The 18002-nt window shown below is 72.5% G+C and carries 17 protein-coding genes; 4 read left to right on the top strand and 13 right to left on the bottom strand.

Annotation, left to right across the window (positions count from 1 at the left end; genetic code table 11):
- Positions 1 to 41: 41 nt before the first annotated feature.
- A complete protein-coding gene (locus tag ACZ42A_RS31850; RefSeq protein WP_468530766.1) occupies positions 42 to 1040 on the bottom strand; it encodes a lytic polysaccharide monooxygenase auxiliary activity family 9 protein in 999 nt (332 codons plus the stop codon).
- A gap of 151 nt (positions 1041 to 1191) precedes the next feature.
- Here ACZ42A_RS31850 and ACZ42A_RS31845 point away from each other — a divergent pair, with 151 nt between their 5' ends.
- Complete coding sequence (locus tag ACZ42A_RS31845; protein WP_468530765.1) at positions 1192 to 1641, top strand: GNAT family N-acetyltransferase; 450 nt, start codon at positions 1192 to 1194, stop codon at positions 1639 to 1641.
- On the opposite strand, the gene ACZ42A_RS31840 is transcribed toward ACZ42A_RS31845, so the two are convergent.
- Positions 1638 to 1772 (bottom strand): hypothetical protein, encoded by a 135-nt coding sequence (locus ACZ42A_RS31840; protein ID WP_468530764.1) that lies wholly within the window; start codon positions 1770 to 1772, stop codon positions 1638 to 1640. The genes ACZ42A_RS31845 and ACZ42A_RS31840 overlap by 4 nt on opposite strands.
- A gap of 160 nt (positions 1773 to 1932) precedes the next feature.
- Between ACZ42A_RS31840 and ACZ42A_RS31835 the strand changes: the two genes are divergently transcribed.
- On the top strand, positions 1933 to 2526 hold the full coding sequence (locus ACZ42A_RS31835; RefSeq protein ID WP_468530763.1) for a class I SAM-dependent methyltransferase: 594 nt from the start codon (positions 1933 to 1935) through the stop codon (positions 2524 to 2526).
- Positions 2527 to 2537: 11 nt separating this feature from the next.
- Here ACZ42A_RS31835 and ACZ42A_RS31830 read toward each other — a convergent pair whose 3' ends face one another.
- On the bottom strand, positions 2538 to 3041 hold the full coding sequence (locus tag ACZ42A_RS31830) for a ribonuclease FAU-1 family protein (protein ID WP_468530762.1): 504 nt from the start codon (positions 3039 to 3041) through the stop codon (positions 2538 to 2540).
- Entirely contained in the window at positions 3022 to 3951 is a 930-nt protein-coding gene (locus ACZ42A_RS31825; RefSeq protein WP_468530761.1) for a GNAT family N-acetyltransferase, read from the bottom strand. The genes ACZ42A_RS31830 and ACZ42A_RS31825 overlap by 20 nt, the downstream gene beginning before the upstream one ends.
- A 71-nt stretch (positions 3952 to 4022) precedes the next feature.
- Here ACZ42A_RS31825 and ACZ42A_RS31820 point away from each other — a divergent pair, with 71 nt between their 5' ends.
- The gene (locus ACZ42A_RS31820; RefSeq protein ID WP_468530760.1) at positions 4023 to 4406 is read left to right on the top strand and encodes a GntR family transcriptional regulator; all 384 of its coding nucleotides are present in this window, start codon (positions 4023 to 4025) and stop codon (positions 4404 to 4406) included.
- A 24-nt stretch (positions 4407 to 4430) separates the two neighbouring features.
- Here the strand turns inward: ACZ42A_RS31820 and ACZ42A_RS31815 are convergent, their stop codons facing one another.
- Positions 4431 to 5210: a DUF72 domain-containing protein gene (locus ACZ42A_RS31815; RefSeq protein ID WP_468530759.1), complete on the bottom strand. Its 780-nt coding sequence runs from the start codon at positions 5208 to 5210 to the stop codon at positions 4431 to 4433.
- 26 nt (positions 5211 to 5236) lie between these two features.
- Positions 5237 to 6331, bottom strand: a complete 1095-nt coding sequence (locus ACZ42A_RS31810; protein ID WP_468530758.1) for a DUF5925 domain-containing protein — start codon at positions 6329 to 6331, stop codon at positions 5237 to 5239.
- A gap of 184 nt (positions 6332 to 6515) precedes the next feature.
- On the opposite strand from ACZ42A_RS31810, the gene ACZ42A_RS31805 reads away from it, so the two are divergent.
- Positions 6516 to 7925 (top strand): GH39 family glycosyl hydrolase, encoded by a 1410-nt coding sequence (locus ACZ42A_RS31805; RefSeq protein ID WP_468530757.1) that lies wholly within the window; start codon positions 6516 to 6518, stop codon positions 7923 to 7925.
- A gap of 236 nt (positions 7926 to 8161) precedes the next feature.
- Here ACZ42A_RS31805 and ACZ42A_RS31800 read toward each other — a convergent pair whose 3' ends face one another.
- From ACZ42A_RS31800 to ACZ42A_RS31770, 7 genes are all read right to left on the bottom strand, one after another.
- The gene (locus ACZ42A_RS31800) at positions 8162 to 11848 is read right to left on the bottom strand and encodes a lipopolysaccharide biosynthesis protein (protein WP_468530756.1); all 3687 of its coding nucleotides are present in this window, start codon (positions 11846 to 11848) and stop codon (positions 8162 to 8164) included.
- Entirely contained in the window at positions 11841 to 12644 is an 804-nt protein-coding gene (locus ACZ42A_RS31795; protein WP_468530755.1) for a polysaccharide deacetylase family protein, read from the bottom strand. Before ACZ42A_RS31795 ends, ACZ42A_RS31800 begins: the two co-directional genes overlap by 8 nt.
- Positions 12641 to 13687, bottom strand: coding sequence for a glycosyltransferase family 2 protein (locus ACZ42A_RS31790; protein WP_468530754.1), 1047 nt, complete (start codon positions 13685 to 13687; stop codon positions 12641 to 12643). The genes ACZ42A_RS31795 and ACZ42A_RS31790 overlap by 4 nt, the downstream gene beginning before the upstream one ends.
- Complete coding sequence (locus tag ACZ42A_RS31785) at positions 13684 to 14505, bottom strand: glycosyltransferase family 2 protein (RefSeq protein ID WP_468530753.1); 822 nt, start codon at positions 14503 to 14505, stop codon at positions 13684 to 13686. Before ACZ42A_RS31785 ends, ACZ42A_RS31790 begins: the two co-directional genes overlap by 4 nt.
- A 345-nt stretch (positions 14506 to 14850) precedes the next feature.
- Positions 14851 to 15948: a GNAT family N-acetyltransferase gene (locus ACZ42A_RS31780; RefSeq protein ID WP_468530752.1), complete on the bottom strand. Its 1098-nt coding sequence runs from the start codon at positions 15946 to 15948 to the stop codon at positions 14851 to 14853.
- Between the two features lie 4 nt (positions 15949 to 15952).
- A complete protein-coding gene (locus tag ACZ42A_RS31775; protein ID WP_468530751.1) occupies positions 15953 to 16399 on the bottom strand; it encodes a hypothetical protein in 447 nt (148 codons plus the stop codon).
- Positions 16400 to 16540: 141 nt separating this feature from the next.
- A complete protein-coding gene (locus ACZ42A_RS31770; RefSeq protein ID WP_468530750.1) occupies positions 16541 to 17746 on the bottom strand; it encodes a S8 family peptidase in 1206 nt (401 codons plus the stop codon).
- Between the last annotated feature and the right edge of the window lie 256 nt (positions 17747 to 18002).

The following is an 18002-nucleotide window of genomic DNA, read 5'->3' as shown; positions in this document are numbered from 1 at the left end:
CCGGCCTGAGCCGCCGGTCGGACCCCGGAGTCCGGGCCGCCTCAGCGGCCGGGCCGGCCGCCCGTCACCGCCTTGCGGCGCACCGAGGCGAACAGGGCCGCCGCGCCGAGAGCCAGCGCGGCCGCGCCGCCGACGGCGAGGTACGCGGTGCCGCTGTCGCCGCCGGTCTCCGCGAGGTTCTGGGACGCGCCCGCGGCCCTGGGCTGGTTGACCTGCCCGTCCGGCCCCTCCGGCGCCTCCGGCTCGGGGGCGGCGGGCTCCGCCGAGGTGCTGGGGTCGTCGTCCCCGTGGCCGTGGTTCTCCACGGTCGACTGGTCGGCGGCGGCCTCGATCTGCTCCTGGGAGGGAGCGGACGCGGACGGGGCCGGGGCGGCGCTCTCCGTCGCACCGCTGTCACCCGCGGCGCCGCCGAAGGTGACGTCGGAGCAGGAGTAGAACGCCTCCGGGCTGTCCGAGCGCTGCCAGATCGCGTACAGCACATGCGTGCCGGTGCGCTCGGGGAGCGTGCCGGAGAACGTGTAGAAGCCGCCCGACGCGGCCGGGTCGGTGGCCGTGGCCACCGGGTTCGCCAGATCCAGGTCGTTCCAGGCCAGCGGCTGGGCGGGGTCGTAACCCGGCTTGGTCAGATACACCTTGAAGGTGCCCTTGTGCGGGGCGGTCACGCGGTACTTGAAGGTGTACGAGCCGCTGCGCACCCCGGTTGCGGGCCAGTCGGCGCGGGCCAGGTCGAGGCCCTTGAACTCCTCGTTGTTCGCGCTGCACAGACTGCCGTCCGGGATCAGCTCCTGATGCCGGCCGTCGGCGTTGCCGATGCGGATGCCGTTCCAGTCGTAGAGCGCCTGGGTGCCGCCCGCCGCGACCGCCGCCTTGCACGCGTCCGAGGACGGGCTCTCCGGGCCTTCCGCGTGGCACTGCGAGACCCGGCTGACCGGATCGCCCATCGAGCCGTGCGCGGACGCGGGCGCCGCGGAGAGCGCGGTGAGGGCGAGCGGGCCGAGGCCGAGGGCGGCGACGGTGGCCTTGCGGCGGTGTGCGGGCATGGGGGGGAACTCCTAGGGGGCGGTCCTGATCGGTGATCAGAAGCTAGCCCCGGGAAACCCCGAAATCGCCTGCTGAGGGCGGTGGACGGCGATCCTTATGGTGCCGTTAAGGGAGTGCTCAGGCTGCCCTGAGGTAACTACCGTTCGCGGCATGACCGAAGAGCACATCCGGCCGGCCGTCGCCGCCGACATACCGGCCGTGAAGTCCGTGACCGACGCGGCGTACCGGCACTACATCGCCCGCATCGGGGTGGTGCCCCAGCCCATGGAGGCGGACCACGCGGCGAACGTGGCCGCGGGGCGGGTGTTCGTCACCGGGGAGCCGGTGACCGGCCTCGTCGTCCTGGAGCCGTACGAGGACCATCTGTTCCTGGACAGCATCGCCGTCCGTCCCGACGCCCATGGGCAGGGCGTGGGCCGGCGGCTGCTGCGGTTCGTGGACGCACGCGCGCGCGTGCTCGGCCTGTCCGAGATCAGGCTCTATACGAACGCGATGATGTGGGAGAACCAGAAGATCTACCCGAAGTGCGGATACGAGGTCGTGGAGCGGCGCGTCGACGGGCCGTACGACCGGATCCACTACCGCAAGCTCCTGAACTAGCCGTTCGGCCACCAGGTGCGGGCGATGTCCCCGCGCACCTCGGGCCGCCCGGCGGGACGCTCGTCGGCCTCCTCGCGGATCCGACGCACGTCGGACTTCTTCAGGGGCTTCTGCACGGTCACACGGCGCATGGCTGCCTCCTTGTGGGCTACCGAGTTCCGCGTTGTCACGGAGGTAGACCCGTCCGGTGAGACTTCCTCATCGCCGCCCGAATTGTCTGTGGCGGCTGTCACGATTCGACTGTCAGTGGCGGGTGTCACCCTTGGGGCGACGGCAAACCAACGTGATGGGGTGACTGCGGTGCGTGTGGACTGGGACGCGGCGGCGGCCGGCTTCGACGAGGAGCCGGACCACGGCCTGCGGGCCCCGGAGGTGCGCGCGGCCTGGGCGAAGCGGCTGCGCGCCTGGCTGCCGGAACCGCCGTGCGACATCCTCGACCTCGGCTGCGGCACCGGCACCCTGTCGCTCCTCGCGGCCGAGCAGGGACACCGGGTGACCGGCGTCGACCGCTCCCCGGCCATGCTGGAACGCGCCCGCGCCAAGCTCGCCGGGCGTGACGTGGCGCTCCTCGCCGGTGACGCAGCGGAGCCGCCGGTGCGCCAGGGCGCTTTCGACGTGGTGCTCGTCCGGCATGTGGTGTGGACGCTGGCCGACCCGGCCCGCGTCCTGCGGCACTGGCGGGGGCTGTTGCGGCCGGGAGGGCGGTTCGTGCTGGTCGAGGGCGTGTGGGGGAGCGTCAGCCCGGTGGGGATACCGGCGGACCGGCTCGTCGGCCTGCTCCAGCCGCTTGCCGCGCGGGTGCGGGTGGAGCGGCTGTCCGGTGAGGCGGCGTTGTGGGGCAGGGAGGTGGACGACGAGCGGTACGCGGTGGTGGCGATGGTCTGAGCCGCCCGGGCTCAGGTCAGCAGGGGCTCCAGGCCGTCCTCGGTCGTGGCCAGGGACTCCAGTTCGTCGAGGGCCGTCAGGGCGGCTTCGGCTGCACGGGGGTCGCTTTCCGCGAGGCCGCTCTCGGCGAACTCGTCCTCGTCCAGGCGGCGTACGTCCGAGCCGTCGGCCGAGCGCCACAGGTCCAGGTCGAGGTCCTCGACGACCAGTTCGCCGCCCGTGCGGACGGCGGGGCGGGTGATGTCGCAGTACCAGCCCTTCAGGGCGCCGCCGGCCGCGCGGACCTCCTTCACGGAGTACCAGCGGTCGCGCCAGTAGTACTCGGTGAAGACATCGCCCGGCTCGAAGCGCACGAAGCCGAAGTCCCGGACGCCGTCGCCCGCCCAGGCGGCGCGGACGGCGATCCGGGTGCCGTCGTCCGCGAGCAGCTCCGCCGGGTAGCGGATCTTCGTCCGGCCCCCCTTGACCAGGACGACGTCCACCACGTCTGTTCCCTCAGCCGAGTTCGCGGACATACCTGACCTCCGTCGCGCAGATCTCGTATCCCAGCCCCTTGTTGATCGCGAGCATGGGGCCGTTGCCGGTGTCGTTGCCCGTGAGGGCCTCGGTGCGGCCCGCCGCGCGGGCCCGGTGCAGGGCGGCGGTCTTGACGAGCTTGGCCAGGCCCCGGCCGCGGTGGGCCCGGGCGGTGCCGGTCATGGCGGTGGCGTACCGGCCGGTGCCGTCCGTGTACGCGACGCTGAAGGCGGCCGGGCGGCCGTCGACGACCGCGACCACCGTCAGCTCGCGGGCCAGCAAGGGGTGCTTCCAGGTCTCCTCCACCCAGGCCTCGTAGTCGGTGAACTCGTAGGCGACGTCGCTCGGTTCGTCGGACGTCGTCTCCGCGTCCAGCTCGAACAGCGGGCGCGGGTCGTCCGCGTAGTCGGCGGCCGTACGCAGCTCCACGCCCGGGGGCGGGGCCGGGAGCGGCGGGAGCGTGCCGTTCGCCAGGTCCAGGCGGAGGAAGTGGGCGGAGCGGCCGCTCTTGTAGCCGTGCCGCTCGGCGAAGGCGCGGTTGCCCGGCTCGTCCAGCACCCACGCGAACAGCTTCGTCGCCCCGTGCCCGGCCAGATACTCCTCGGCCGTACGGAGCAGCAGCCCGCCCGCGCCGTGCCGCGTCCGGTCCGGCCGCACATAGAGGTTGACGAAGGCCTGTCCCGGCTCGGGGCTGTCGTGCACCAGGCCGATCTGCGCCGTCCCGGTCATCTCGCCGTCCTCCTCCGCGACGAGGGAGCGGTAGCGCGCGGCCGGGTGTGTGTGGAGCAGCTGGTGCCGGATGGCGTCCGGCGTCCACAGGATGTACGGCAGCGCGAGATGGCGTACACGGGCGAAGTCCTCGACGTCGGTACGGTCGTCGGGGCGCAGATCGCGCACGATGACTGTCATGTGGCCGCACGCTACGGGGCGGGGTGGCAGGGCTGCCTCTCATTTTCCGGCGCGTGCGAGACAATCGCCACGTGACCCTGAAGATCCGGATCGATGAGAACGCGGCCGCGCCGCCGTACGAGCAGGTGCGGGCGCAGATCTCCGCGCAGGCGCGCTCGGGGGAGCTGCCGGTGGGGTACCGGCTGCCGACCGTGCGCGGGCTGGCGGAGTCGCTGGGGCTCGCCGCGAACACCGTGGCCAAGGCGTACCGGGCGCTGGAGACGGACGGGGTGATCGAGACCCGGGGCCGCAACGGCACGTTCGTCGCCGCCGCGGGCTCGGCGGCGGAGCGGGAGCTGGCCTCGGCGGCCCAGGCGTACGCCGAGCGCGCCCGGCGGCTGGGCTCCGGCCAGGAGGACGCGCTGGCGGCCGTACGGGATGCCCTCCGGGCGGCTTACGGGGAGGGCGGCCGGTAGAGGCCTTTCCCGGGACCGGAGTGATCACCGGCCTGGTGAGGACGCCAGCGCCGCCGGCGTCCGCGTCACCGTGCGGCCCCTGGCGAGCGCCGTCCGGCCGAACGCGGACGCGTCCTGCACCGCCGCTCCGCCCGGGTCGTTGTTGAAGTACGCGTACACGTCCCGGCCGTCGTCGAACGCCTCCGCGATGCGGCGCAGCCAGGTCTCCAGGGACTGCCGGCCGTAGCGCGGCCAGGGGTGGGCGCGGCCCTGGTGGAAGCGGACGTAGCCCCAGTCGGCGGTGCGCCACAGCGGGGTGACCGGGCGGGCGAGGACGTCGGCCCAGCACAGGGCGGCGCCCCGGGACTCCAGCACCCGGCGGATCTCCGGCGTCCACCACGACTCGTGCCGCGGCTCCACGGCGACCCGGGTCGACGCCGGGAAGCAGCGCAGGCACGCGTCCAGCAGCGCCGCGTCGGCGCGCAGCGTGGGCGGCAGCTGGAGCAGGACGGGGCCCAGCCGGTCGGCGAGACCGGCCGCGTGGGTCATCAGCCGCTCCACCGGCTCCTCGGGGTCCTTCAGCCGCTTGATGTGGGTCAGATACCGGCTGGCCTTGACCGCGACCACGAAGTCGTCCGGCACCCGCTCCCGCCACGCCGCGAAGTTCTCCCGCGTCGGCAGCCGGTAGAACGCGTTGTTGATCTCGACGGTGGCGAACCGCCGCGTGTACTCCTCCAGCCACAGCCGCGTGGGTACCTCCGGCGGGTACAGGACGCCTTTCCAGTCCTTGTACTGCCACCCCGACGTGCCGACGTACAGAGGCATACCCCCATCAAAGCATCAGAAGAGCATCAGAGGTACAGCCCCGCCTCCGCCCCGCCCCGCGGCTCCGGCAGCGCCGTCGGCGACGTGCCCCGGCGCAGCGCGTACAGCTCGGCCAGCGTCGCCCCGTCCCGGCCGACACCCTCGTCGGTGCCCAGCCAGTTCACCGCCTCCGTCCGGGTCAGCCGTCCCACCTCGATGCGGGCCAGACAGCGGCCGGGGCGGACAACGGCGGGGTGCAGACGCTCCAGGTCCTCGTTGGTCGTGACCCCGACCAGGACGTTGCGGCCCTGCCCGAGCAGGCCGTCGGTCAGGTTGAGCAGGCGCGACAGGGCCTGACCCGCCGTGTGCTTGGCCTCGCCGCGGATCAGCTCGTCGCAGTCCTCCAGCAACAGCAGCCGCCAGCGGCCCTTGCCCGCCGCGTCCTCCTCGCCGATCGCGATGTCCATCAGATAGCCGACGTCGGAGAACAGCCGCTCCGGGTCCAGCACACAGTCCACCTGGCACCAGTCCCGCCAGGAGCGGGCCAGGGTGCGCAGCGCCGATGTCTTGCCGGTGCCGGGCGGGCCGTGCAGCAGCAGCAGGCGGCCCGCGATGTCCTCCGGTGTCGTCTTCATCAGGCGGTCCATCGCCTCGGCGACCGGCGCCGTGTAGTTCCCCCGCACCTCGTCCCACGTACCCGCCGAGATCTGCCGGGTCGTGCGGTGCGGGCCGCGCCTCGGGGAGACGTACCAGAAGCCCATCGTGACGTTCTCCGGCTGCGGCTCGGGCTCGTCCGCCGCACCGTCCGTGGCCTGGTCGAGGACCTTCTTCGCCAGGTCGGCCGTGGTCGCCGTGACGGTGACGTCGGCGCCCCGGTTCCAGCGGGAGACCAGCAGCGTCCAGCCGTCGCCCTCGGCGAGCGTGGCGCTGCGGTCGTCGTCGCGGGCCACCCGCAGCACGCGCGCGTCCGGCGGCAGCAGGGTCGCCCCGGACCGGACGCGGTCGATGTTCGCGGCGTGCGAGTAGGGCTGCTCGCCCGTCGCGAAACGGCCGAGGAACAGCGCGTCGACGACGTCGGACGGCGAGTCGCTGTCGTCGACGTTGAGCCGGATCGGCAGTGCGTCGTGTGGGTTCGCGGACATGCCGCCATGATCGGGCACCGGGGCGCCGCGCGCACCCGGTTTCCGAGGTGCGCGCGGTTTCCCGAGGTGCGCGCGGAGTTTCACGTTCCGCGCCGCTCGTCCCGCGGTGCCCCTTACCCGCCCCTTCGTTGCTTCTTCACGACATCTGCCCCAACCCCCGTCCCCGCCGTTACTGTTGCCCTCGATGGGACGTCATGGGTGGGATTCGGGGGCACGGCGGTGGCGGCTGGCCGCGCTGCTCGGCGTGTCGGCGGCCGTCGTGGCCCTGGTGGTGACCCTGGTCGGCACGCTGCCCGGCGGCGGCGCGAGCACCGAGGGCACCTCGCCCGACGGCGACAAGGTGCACGGCACGCCCGCCACCCCGCCCGAGCGCCCGGCACCCGACGTCGGCTGGGGCTTCACGCACACCCAGTTCAGCGCCGACGAGGGCAGCGCGCGCGCCGTCGCCCGCGTCGAGGACCGCCTGAAGGACGCCGGGCTGCCGCAGAACCAGCACATCATGGGCTGGGGCGCCGACAACCCCGAGCCGGTGCAGGGGCGATACGACTTCGCAGCCCTCGACCTGCGCGTCGACTTCATGCGCGCCTCCGGCGGCACCCCGGTCATCACCCTGTGCTGCGCCCCGGACTGGATGAAGGGCGGCGAGGCCGGCGCCGGCGAGACCGACTGGAGCCAGGCCGCCCTGGAGACGGCGCCCGAGCCCGAGCACTACGACGACTTCGCCGCCCTCGCCGCGACCGTCGCCAAGCGCTATCCGGACGTACGCCACTTCATCGTCTGGAACGAGTTCAAGGGCTTCTGGAACGACGCCGAACACCGCTGGGACCACGAGGGCTACACCCGGATGTACAACCTCGTCTACAAGGCTTTGAAAGCCGTCGACGAGGACATCATGGTCGGCGGGCCGTATCTGGTCATGGACAGCCTCGACCCGCGCCAGGAGCACGCCTCGACCGACCTGAACGGCCCGTGGGGCGCGATGGACCAGCGGGTGCTGGACGCCTTCGCCTACTGGAACCGGCACAAGGCGGGCGCCGACTTCGTCGTCGTGGACGGCTCCAGCTACACCCGGGACGACGAGCTGCTGCCCGACGAGTTCGCCGCCACCGACAAGTTCACCGCGGTGGGGGAGTGGGTGCGCCGGCAGACCGGCGGCGAGCTGCCGCTGTGGTGGGCCGAGTACTACGTCGAGCCCGCCGACGGCGACGACAACCGCCATGGCTGGTCGGAGACCCGCCGGGTCGCCGTCCAGGCCGCCGGGATGATCGCCATGGTGAAGGGCGGTGCCTCCTCCGGCTTCTACTGGAACCCGGAGGCGGAGCGGGGCCCGGAGTGCCCCGGCTGTCTGTGGCGGCCGACCGACAGCGCGGACGGCGGCGGGGAGCTGCCGATGTACGACCTCGTCTCCCGGTTCGCCGCCGCGTTCCCGCCGGGGACGACATACGACGACCTCACCGTCGACCCCCGGCTCCGCGGCCTCGCCACCGACCGGACGGTCCTCGTCGTCAACACCCGCGACCGGGCGATCCGCACGAAGGTCGACGGCCGGACCGTCGACCTCCAGGCGTACGAGGTGAAGTGGCTGACCCGCTAGGCCCTCTCGTTTGGATCATGCCAGCGTCGCGGGCCCTGGCACGCACATCTGCCGCGTTGTCGTCACTCTCCCCCACGCTCGGCTTCGCTCGCGCGGGGGCACCCCCATCGCTCCGCGTCGACTCCCTCCTCCGCCTTGCAGCTGCACGCACCAGACCCCGCTCGGGTCGGCCAGGACGCACCGACTCTCACAGCCGGCCTGATCCAAACGACAGGGCCTAGCCCGGCCCGCCACCGTCACTTGATGGTCAGGAACCGCTGCACCAGCGAGGCCAGCAGCACCGCCAGCAGCGGGAGCGAGAACCAGAAGCCGCTCTGCAGTCGGCGCAGCTGCCGCACTCCCGGCCGCGCCGCGACCCGGAGCACCTCACGGGCCGTCAGCAGCACGATCAGCGCCGCCGCGGCGAGCGCGCCGACCACCGACCACGGCGTCCAGGTCACACGGGGCCCGGCAGGCCCGGGATCCGGCTCGGGGACGGGACCCGCGGGCTGCTTGCGCAGCGCGTACATCGTCACGTCCTCGTTGGCGAAGACCTTCCGCAGCTCCGGCCGCCGGTCCAGGTTCCGGATCAGCCGCGGCTCCCAGGTGGTGGCGTAGCCGACGTCCATCGTCAGATAGGTGACCTGACTGCGGTTGACCATCAGATACGAGTTCGGGCCCGCGTCCTTGAGCGCCTTGACCAGCCCCGACACCAGCACCGGGTCGGTCGGCGCCTGCGTCGGCAGATACTCCACCTTCTCCATGTCCCGCGCGCCCCAAGGCATCGCGGGTGTCACGTTCTCGAAGGTGTCGTTGCTGAGCCACAGCAGCCGCACGCTCGGATCGTCATGGGCGTACACGTACTCCATGGCGGCGACCTCGCCGGGCCGGATCCGCTCGAACGGCTCGTTGCCCCAGCGGGCCACCAGGAAGCCGCCCATGAGGATCAGACCGGCCATCAGCGCGGCCAGCGGGGCGAGGCTGACCCGGTCCTTGTCGCGCTCCTTCGCGGTGACGCCGGTGCGCGGGAACAGCGCCAGGGCCGCCAGCAGGGCCGCGCCGGGCAGGGCGAACATGAAGACGCGCAGCGCCATCTCGCCGCCGTACGACTGCATGCCGAAGCCGAGGAACGGCACGAAGGCGAGCACCAGCAGCGAACGCTCGCGGTACCGGTGCTCGCGCCGCCGCCACCAGCCCCAGCAGGCGAACGCCAGCACCCCGCCGGCCAGCGCCACGCGCGCGTACAGCACCAGCTGGTGGGTGGAGCTGCCGCCCTCGATCCGGCCGGACACCGAGGAGGAGACATTGCCGCCGACCCCGCCGATCCCGCCGAACATCTCGTCGAAGTGCCCGGACCAGTACGGCTCCGCCATGAAGCCGATCCAGGACACCACCGCCACCCCGAACAGCACGGGCAGCCCGCGCAGTTCGGAGCGGCCGACCAGGACCAGCAGCGTGACCACGCCCAGCATCACGAACGGGGTGAGCTGATGGGCCGGCACGCTCGCCATGAACAGGCCGATCACCACCAGCAGCAGCACCGCCCGCTGCCGCCGGTTCGCCGGCTCGACCTCCGCCTCGCCGGGCCGCAGCTTCGTCCAGATCACGCGCGGGGCGCGGAACCAGACCAGCAGGATCGCCACGAAGACGAGGTAGAGGAGATACGTGAAGCCCTGCGGGGAGAAGTAGTCCTGGCCCACCCAGCCGCTGAGCACGAAGATCCACACGCCGGTCCACTTGGCCCGCCAGCTCGCCCGCAGCGAGCGGGTGAGCAGGAACATCGGCGCGAGGTAGAGCAGCTGAATGGCCGTCGGCCACCAGCGGATGACCTCGGTGAAGTCGTTGACCCCGCACGCCTGGGCGACGAACGCGGCCGCCGCGAAGAACCCCGGCCAGCTCCAGCGCGCGTCCAGGTCCGGTACGGCCGTCCCGGTCCGCTCGATGTGGTCGAGGAAGCCGAGGTGCTGCCAGGCGGTCGCGAACCGCGGCTCCGTCTCGATCACGGCGGGCAGCGCGTGCAGCGAGACCACCGTCGCCAGCAGCGTCACCAGCAGCAGCGCCCGGTGCTCCCGGCCGAGCCAAAGCAGCGAGGCGAACACCACCACCAGCAGCCCGGCGCCGACCAGCGTCGGGGTGGGCAGCACCGAGATCAGCCCGAGCCCGCCCATCCGGTCCAGGTCGGCCTCGCCGAGGCGGGCGGCGGGCACCCAGTACAGCAGCAGCGCCGCGACCAGCAGACAGCCGAGAATCACGCCGAGGCGGGTGGGCATCAGACGTTCACGCCAGGTCAGCGGAGCCGGCGGGGGCGGCGGAACCTCCGTTTCGGCGAGCCGCACGGGCTCGGGTACGTCTTTCTTCTCCATCTCCGTCCCGGCGTCCGGCTCGAACGGCGCGTCCACGTCCGCCTCGGCCACGACCGGGATGCCCGCCGGCGGCGTACCCGGCCCCGGGCGGACGTCCGGCCGGCGTTCCAGGTGGTCGAAGTCGACGTGGACGCCGAGGGCGAGGGTGTCGGAGTCGAGCGCCCAGCCCGGGCCGCGGCGGTGGGTCACGGGCGGGGCGGGCACCTCGCGCGCCCCCGGGCCGGGGACGTCCCCGTCCGGTGCCGGCCCCTCGGGGCGGCTGTCGCCGGGCGGTACGGCCCGGACGGTCCGGTACAGCTTCGGCGCGGCGATCGCCACGATCACCGCGAGGCTGGCGATCTCCGCGACACCCGCGCCGGTCAGCCCCATCCGCGGGAGCAGCAGCAGCGTCAGCCCGAGCACCAGCGCGCAGAGCAGGCCCTGGAGCCAGGCGAGTCCTGCCGTACGGCTCTGGGCGCGCAGCACCGCGAAGTAGGTCTCCATCACCACGCGCAGCACCGCCCCGACCGCGAACCAGCGCAGCAGCGGGGTGGCCGCGTCCGCGTAGCCCGCGCCGAACACGCCGAGGATCCACGGGGCGCCGAAGAACAGCACGGCGCACACCGGCAGCATGATCTTCGCCATCCGGCGCAGGGCCGCGCGGGTGTTGGCGGCGAGCCGGCCGGGGTCGTGCGAGCCCTCGACGGTCAGCGAGGCGCCCATGTTGATGGCGAGCAGGTTGACCGTACCGCCGATGGTCGTGGTGATGTAGAAGTACGCGTTGTCCTCGGAGCCGACCTGCGCGGCCACGATCACCGGGACGAGATAGACCACGGCGAGCGAGAACAGCGAGCCGGTGTAGTCGCCCGCGAGGAACCGGCCGACCTCGCGCAGGGACGGCGGCCCCGCGTGCTCCTCGGTCGCCCGCTCATGCCGGGGCACCAGCCGCCGGAACACCAGCCAGCCCAGCGGCAGCACGGAGACGGCGATCGCCGCCACCCAGGAGACGAACACACCGGTGGTGGGGATGGCCGCCGCGAACGCGACCAGCAGCCCCAGCTTCACCGCGGAGAACGCGGTGTTGCCCACCGGCACCCACAGCGCGCTGCGCAGCCCGGTCAGCACCCCGTCCTGCAGGGTGAGCAGGTTCCAGGCGACCACCGCGACGACGAAGCCGAGACCGTTCACCGTGCCGGCCAGGAAGCCGTACGACGGCCCCCACAGGTCCAGGGTCAGCAGGAACACCCCGGCCGCCAGCGCCACCACCAGCGAACTCGCCGCGTATGTACGGAAGATGAGTCTCCCGGTGGAGCGCCCGGCGACCGGGATGAACCGGGCCAGCGCGCCGGTCAGGGTCACCGCGGTCAGGCCCGCGAGCAGCTTCATCGCGGCGATCGCGGCGGAGCCCTGGCCGACCGCCGACTCCGAGTAGTAGCGGGCCGCCGCGAGCCAGAAGCCGAGGCCCAGCACCGCGGAGATCCCGGTGTTGAGCATCAGCGCGTAGGCGTTGCGGAACAGCTGGCTGCGGCCGGACCGCTCGGGCGTCGCCTTCTCCGGCCGGCCGTCGATGTCGGCCTGCGCTGTGGTGGTCGTGTCAGACACGGGAACGGATGGCCTTCCGGCGGACCTGTCGGGCTCTGCGGACGACGGCGTACCCCTTGGTCAGGGCACGGTCGGTGGCGAACGTACGGGCGATCGCGCGGCCCTCGACCAGCCGCCCGAACTCCTCGATACCGGTGCCGCGGCGTACGGTGACCCGGCGCAGCGCGTACGGCCCCTGACGGCGCCGGGCCAGCTCGTTGCCGACGGCGAGCGCCTGCGCGAACCCCGTCGCCCGCACCTCCTGGCGCACCCGGCGGTCCGAGTAGCCGTACGGATAGGCGAACGACACCGGCAGCGCGCCGAGCTCGTCGGCGACCAGGTCCCGGCAGCGCGTCAGTTCGAAGCGCAGGGCGTCGTCGCCGAGCTGGTCGAGCTGCGGGTGGCTGTGGCTGTGGCCGCCGATCTCCACGCCCGTGGCGGCCAGTTCGCGCACCTGGTCCCAGTCGAGCATGGTGTCCAGGGCGCCGCCGGTGTCGTGGGCGCCCCGGAGCCAGCCGGTGGAGACGAACAGGGTGGCCGGGAAGCCGTGCTTGGCGAGCACGGGCAGGGCGTGCCGGTGCACACCCGCGTAGCCGTCGTCGAAGGTGACCAGGACCGGGCGGGGCGGCAGCGGGCGGCCGTCGCGCCAGTGGCCGGCCAGGTCGGCGGTGGTGACCGGGGTGCGCCCCAGGTCGCCGACCAGCTCCATCTGCGCGGCGAACGCCTCGGGCGTGACCGAGAGGGCGCGGGTGGCGTCGTTCGGGTCGGTGGCGATCGCGTGGTACATGAGGATCGGCACGCGGGTGTCCGCGGTCATCTTCTCTCCCCCTCGATCGGCGCGCCCTCGAGCGACGGCCCCTCGATCGGCGCCCCGTCGATCGCCGCCCCCTCGATCGGCGCCACGGAGAACGTGGCCCCGCCCCGGCGCGCCCGCACACTCCCGACGACGTACCCGCCGGCCGCCGTCAGCACGCCGGCGACGATCGCCCCGGCCCGTCCCGCGCCGCCCGGCCGGGCGAGCACCGCGTCCCGCAGTCCGCGCGCCACCCCGGCGGGCAGTACCCGGGTGGCGTACCGCCGCTCCGACTCCAGTCCCTTGTCCGCGCCGACACTCCGGGCGACGAGCGCCTTCGACAGGCCCTCGGCGTAGGTCCGGGTGCGGAAGTAGCCGAACCGTTCCCGCCCGGCCGGCACCCGGTGGTGGATGACCGCGCGGTCGTCGATCAGCAGCACCGCGTCGGGCACCGCCCGGGTGAGCCGGATGCACAGCTCCGTCTCCTCGCAGCCCAGCGGGCGCTTGTCGCCGTCGCGGCCGATGCCGGTGGCGAAGCCGCCCGCCGCGTCGAAGGCGGTCCGGCGGAAGGAGGCGTTGCCGCCGAGCACGTTGCGCACCCGCACCCGGCCGGGCGGCAGCCCCCGGTAGGTGCAGCCGACCACCCAGTCGAACTCCTCCGGGAACCAGACGGGACGGCGCCCCGACGCCCAGATGGGCACCGTCCGGCCGCCGACCGCCATCACCCGCGGATCGGCGTAGCCCTCCGCGAAGTGGCGCAGCCAGTCCCGCTCGGCGACGGCGTCGTCGTCGAGGAAGGCGACGACCTCGCCGTGCGAGGCGGCGATGCCGGTGTTGCGGCCGGCGGACAGCCCGCGGGGGCCCGCGTTGGCGAGCACCCGCACGTCCGCGGCCTCCTTGTACTCCCCGGCCAGCCGGTCCAGGAGCGCCTGGTTGTGGTCGACGACCAGCAGGGTCTCCAGAGCCGGCCGGGACTGCGCCCGCACCGAGGCGACCGCCGCGAGGATGTCCTCCCAGCGGTCCTCGGTGTAGACGCAGATCACGACGGAGATGCCGGGACCGCTCAAGACACCTCTCCCCGCACCGCGTCGAGCATCGGGGAGGTGTGCGTCCGGCGGCGCAGCGCCCGCCGGTTGGAGCGCTCCCGCAGGATCACCCGCAGCACCCGCAGTCCGTCGCGCACGGCGCTGAGATTGCTGGTGCCGTGGATGCGCAGGTACTCGTGGCTGGGTATCTCCTGCACCTTCAGGCCCGCCTTGACGACCCGGATGTTCATCAGGGTCTCGACCTCGAAGCCGGTGCAGTCCAGCTCTATCTTGTCCAGGCAGTGCCGCCAGAACGCGTTGTAGCCGTAGCAGAGGTCGGTGTAGCGGGCGCCGAACTTGCGGTTGACGACCGCGCACAGCGCGCGGTTGCCGAGCTTGCGGATGAACGTCATGTCGTCGGTGCCGCCGCCGTTGGCGAAGCGGGAGCCCTTGGCGAAGTCCGCGCCGGAGACCAGCGCGGAGACGTACGACACGATCTCGCCGCCGTCGGCCGAGCCGTCGGCGTCGACCATCACGATGATGTCCCCGGTGCAGGCGGCGAACCCGGTGGTCAGGGCGTCCCCCTTGCCCTTGCCGCGCTGCCGGACGACCTTCACGCCGGGCCACAGCTCACGGGCGACCTCGACGGTGTTGTCGGTGGAGTTGCCGTCGACCAGGACCACTTCGTGGATCCAGGCCGGCAGGGTCTTGAAGACGTAGGGAAGGTTCTCCGCCTCGTTCATGGCGGGGATCACCACGCTCACCGGTGGCGCGATGGCCAGGTGAGAGGAGATCGGCCGGTACGCGGTGGTCCTGGCCGGCTCCTGGCCCGTGGTCACCGGGCGCAGTACTGAGCTCATGAGTCTGGTCCCTCTCGTCCGGTGGACCGCCCGCCCCTGGGCGGCCCGGTTGTGTGTCCGGTTCGAAAGGGGGGTTGTCACTGGCATAACTCACCGGCCGCGAAAAGGCAGCCGGTTGCGCGGCACGTCTCGGCCCCACGCACGTACGTACACGTGTACGTACGCACGCCGACCGAGTACGGCACCCCCCTACCGCGCCCCGCGCCGGCACCACCGCGGCCCTGAGCCCTCCCCTGGATCCGCTGAGTGATGGTCCGATGCGGGTGAGATGTACGACGGTATTGATGAATGAGTCCATATGGCAAGACCTGAAACCAGGTCTCACGTTTTTGTGGTTATTTTCCTTTACTGCCGTCCTGAGCGGATCTTTCCCACTCGTTTGAGCAGTCGGTCGGCGGGTTCGAACAGTTCCGGCCGGGACACCACGACATTGCGCAGGGCCCGCACCGGGGCACGGCGTGCCCGGTGTCCGAACGCCACCGGGTGACGACGGGTCACCCACCCCTCCGACACCTGGATTTCCCGGGTCTTCAGGGAGTCCTTGTATTCCTTCTGGCCCCGGCCCAGATCGAGATAGGCGATACCGTCGGCGGCAGCGGCCTCGGCCATCCGCAGATGCAGGATCAGGCCCGGGGAGTACTTGGCGAACGCCGGGTCGTACGCCGGGAACCAGCAGGCGAGAATCCGCTCGCTGCGCAGCCCGAAGTGCGCGGCGACCGGCTTGTCGTCCGCGTACAGCACCGACAGGGTCCCGGCGAACCGGTCGGTGCGGGTGTGGAAGAGATGGCGGACCAGCTCGGTGATCCAGTCCTGCGCGAAGCGGTCGCTGCGCCCGGTGCGGCGGTACTGCGCCGACTTCCACTCCATCAGGGTGTGCAGCGCGGCCGGATCCCGCTCGTCGTGCACATAGCGCAGCCCGCCGGCGTCCCGGCCCAGCTTCCGCTCCTTGGCGAGCGTCGTCCGGGTGAACTTCGGCGAGCGCTCGCGCAGTCCGGCGAGATAGGCGTCGTAGCCCTGGTCGACGTCCATGACCGGGGACGGGAAGGTGCCGGAGACCCCGGCCGCGAACGGCCGCTGCCCCTCGACCAGATGGTCGAACTCCAGGACGGCGAGCCCGCAGGCGCGCAGCAGCTCCCGGGCGTCCCAGGTGAACCCGGGCCGGTGCACCACGCCCTGCGCGTCCGAGACGCCGAGCCCGATCGCCCGGCCGACGCCGGTGGCGGACCGCTGGAACGGGAAGTAAGCGGCCGGCTCGCCGTCCTCCCGGACCACCGCGATGCGCACCCCGCGCCGGTGCCGGCCCACCGCGAGCGCGAACTCGGGGGACAGAAAGGGGTTCGCCAGCTCCGGCGCCCCGTGCAGATGTGCCTTGGCCTGCAGGGCGGTCCACGCCGCCCGGTCGGCGGCGGTCAGCTCGCCGGGGCGGTACACGCTGATGTCCACGTCACTAGCCCTGTCTTCTCGGTGTACGGCCGCGCAGCCGTCGCAGTAGAACCAGCAGGAGAACGAGGGCGCTGAACGCGGTCACGGCCACCAGCCCGCCGCGCACCGACCAGCGGTGCGTGGCCAGCAGGGTCTGGGCCACCAGCATGTCGACGACGACCGCGCCGGCCAGCGAGGCGACGGTGCGGCCGAAGGGTTCCAGCCCGGTGAGCGCGGCGGCGATCGCCGCGGCCGGTGCCGCGAGCAGGAAGAACAGTGTGAACGGGCCGCGCAGCGGCGAGCCCGAGTCGGTGAGCGCGAGGAACGCGCCCAGCCCCCCGACGGCGGTGGCGGCGCCCGCGAGCAGTGCCGTCAGGTCCCTCCCCGGCCCTGACCGCGCCCGCTCGGAGTCGTCCGCCTCGTCCGCCGTATCTGTTCCGCCTGGATCGGTTGTGCTGCGGATGGTCTGCATTGGCGACTTTGCCCCCCGAAGCGCCGGATGCCGGGCTTCAATGTGACGCAGCGCCGAGGTGGCCGTCAAGACGGCGAAAGAGGTTCCCCGGAGGCGGCGCGCGCCCCCGGGGAACGGTCGGTCAGATCGCGCTCAGCGGTGTCACGGGACGAGCTTCAGCAGCCGGTTGGGCGAGCCGGTGCCCGGGCTGGTGACCTTGCCGGTGGTCGCGCCGCTGGTCAGCGCCGAGGCGACCTGCGCCGGGGTGGCCGAGGTGTGGCCCGCCAGGTAGACCGCGGCCGCGCCCGCGACGTGCGGGGTCGCCATCGAGGTGCCGGAGATGGTGTTGGTCGCGGTGTCGCTGGTGTGCCAGCCCGCCGTGATGGAGGAGCCGGGCGCGAAGATGTCCAGCACCGAGCCGTAGTTGGAGTAGCTCGCGCGGGCGTCCGTGCTGGTGGTGGCGCCGACCGTGATGGCCTCGGAGACCCGGGCCGGGGAGAACGAGGAGGCGTTGGCGTTGCTGTTGCCCGCCGCGACCGCGTAGGTCACCCCGCTGGCGATGGACCTGCGCACCGCGTTGTCCAGCGTGGTGGAGACCCCGCCGCCGAGGGACATGTTGGCGACCGAGGGACCGGAGTGATTGGCCGTCACCCAGTCGATACCCGCGATCACGCCCGCCGTGGTGCCCGAGCCGCTGTTGTTCAGCACCCGCACCGCGACGATCTTCGCCTGCTTGGCGACGCCGTAGGTGGAGCCCGCGATCGTGGTGGCCACATGGGTGCCGTGGCCGTTGCCGTCCTGGGCGGTGGTGTCGCCGTCGACGGCGTCGTAGCCGTTGAAGGCACGGCCGCTGAGCTGCGCGTGGGTGATGCGGACGCCGGTGTCGATGACGTAGGCGGTCACGCCGCTGCCCGCGCTGTCCGGGTAGGTGTAGGTGCCGGAGAGCGGGAGCGAGGTCTGATCGATGCGGTCCAGGCCCCAGGGGGCGTTGGACTGGGTGGCGTCGATGGAGACGCGCTGGTTCTGCTCGACGGAGGCCACCGCCGGGTCGGCGGCGAGTCTCTTCGCCTCGGCCTCGGAGAGGGTGGCGGTGTAGCCGTTCAGCGCGGCGCCGAACGTCTTCTTGACGGAACCGCCGTACTCCTTGATGAGCTCCTTGCCCTCGCTGGACGCGGCCTTGAAGCCGGCGCCCTTCTTGAGGGTGACGATGTAGCTGTCCTTGATCGCGGTGGGGGAGTCGGCCGCGAGCACGGTGCCCTCGGCCGGGGCGGCCTGGGCGGGGAGGGCGGTGAGCCCGCCCACGAGGGCGGCGGTGGCCAGGCTGGTTATCGCGGCGAGCCGCACCTTCTTGCTCCGCAGGTGTGCCATTACGAGGGGGTCCTCCTCTAGGCGGCGCGCACGCCCGGGTGGGGCGCCGCGCGTGTGGGGGATGTGCGCGTCTTCGCGCACACGGCCCGGAGCGGCGCGTACCGCTCCGGGCTGAGGTAAAGCGTGGGTGTTCTACGGGCGTGGAACAAGGGAGTTGAGCACCCGTCAACAAATCTGTCATGTACGCGAAATCAAGCGCACGGGCGCCTCGGGGGATCGGTCCGGAAAGTGCCAGGTAACGGTCTGAAAATCGACC

This window comes from Streptomyces sp. NPDC030838, from assembly GCF_055572035.1.
Note: the sequence above shows the minus strand (reverse complement) of the source record. Positions and strands in the feature narration are given on the sequence as shown.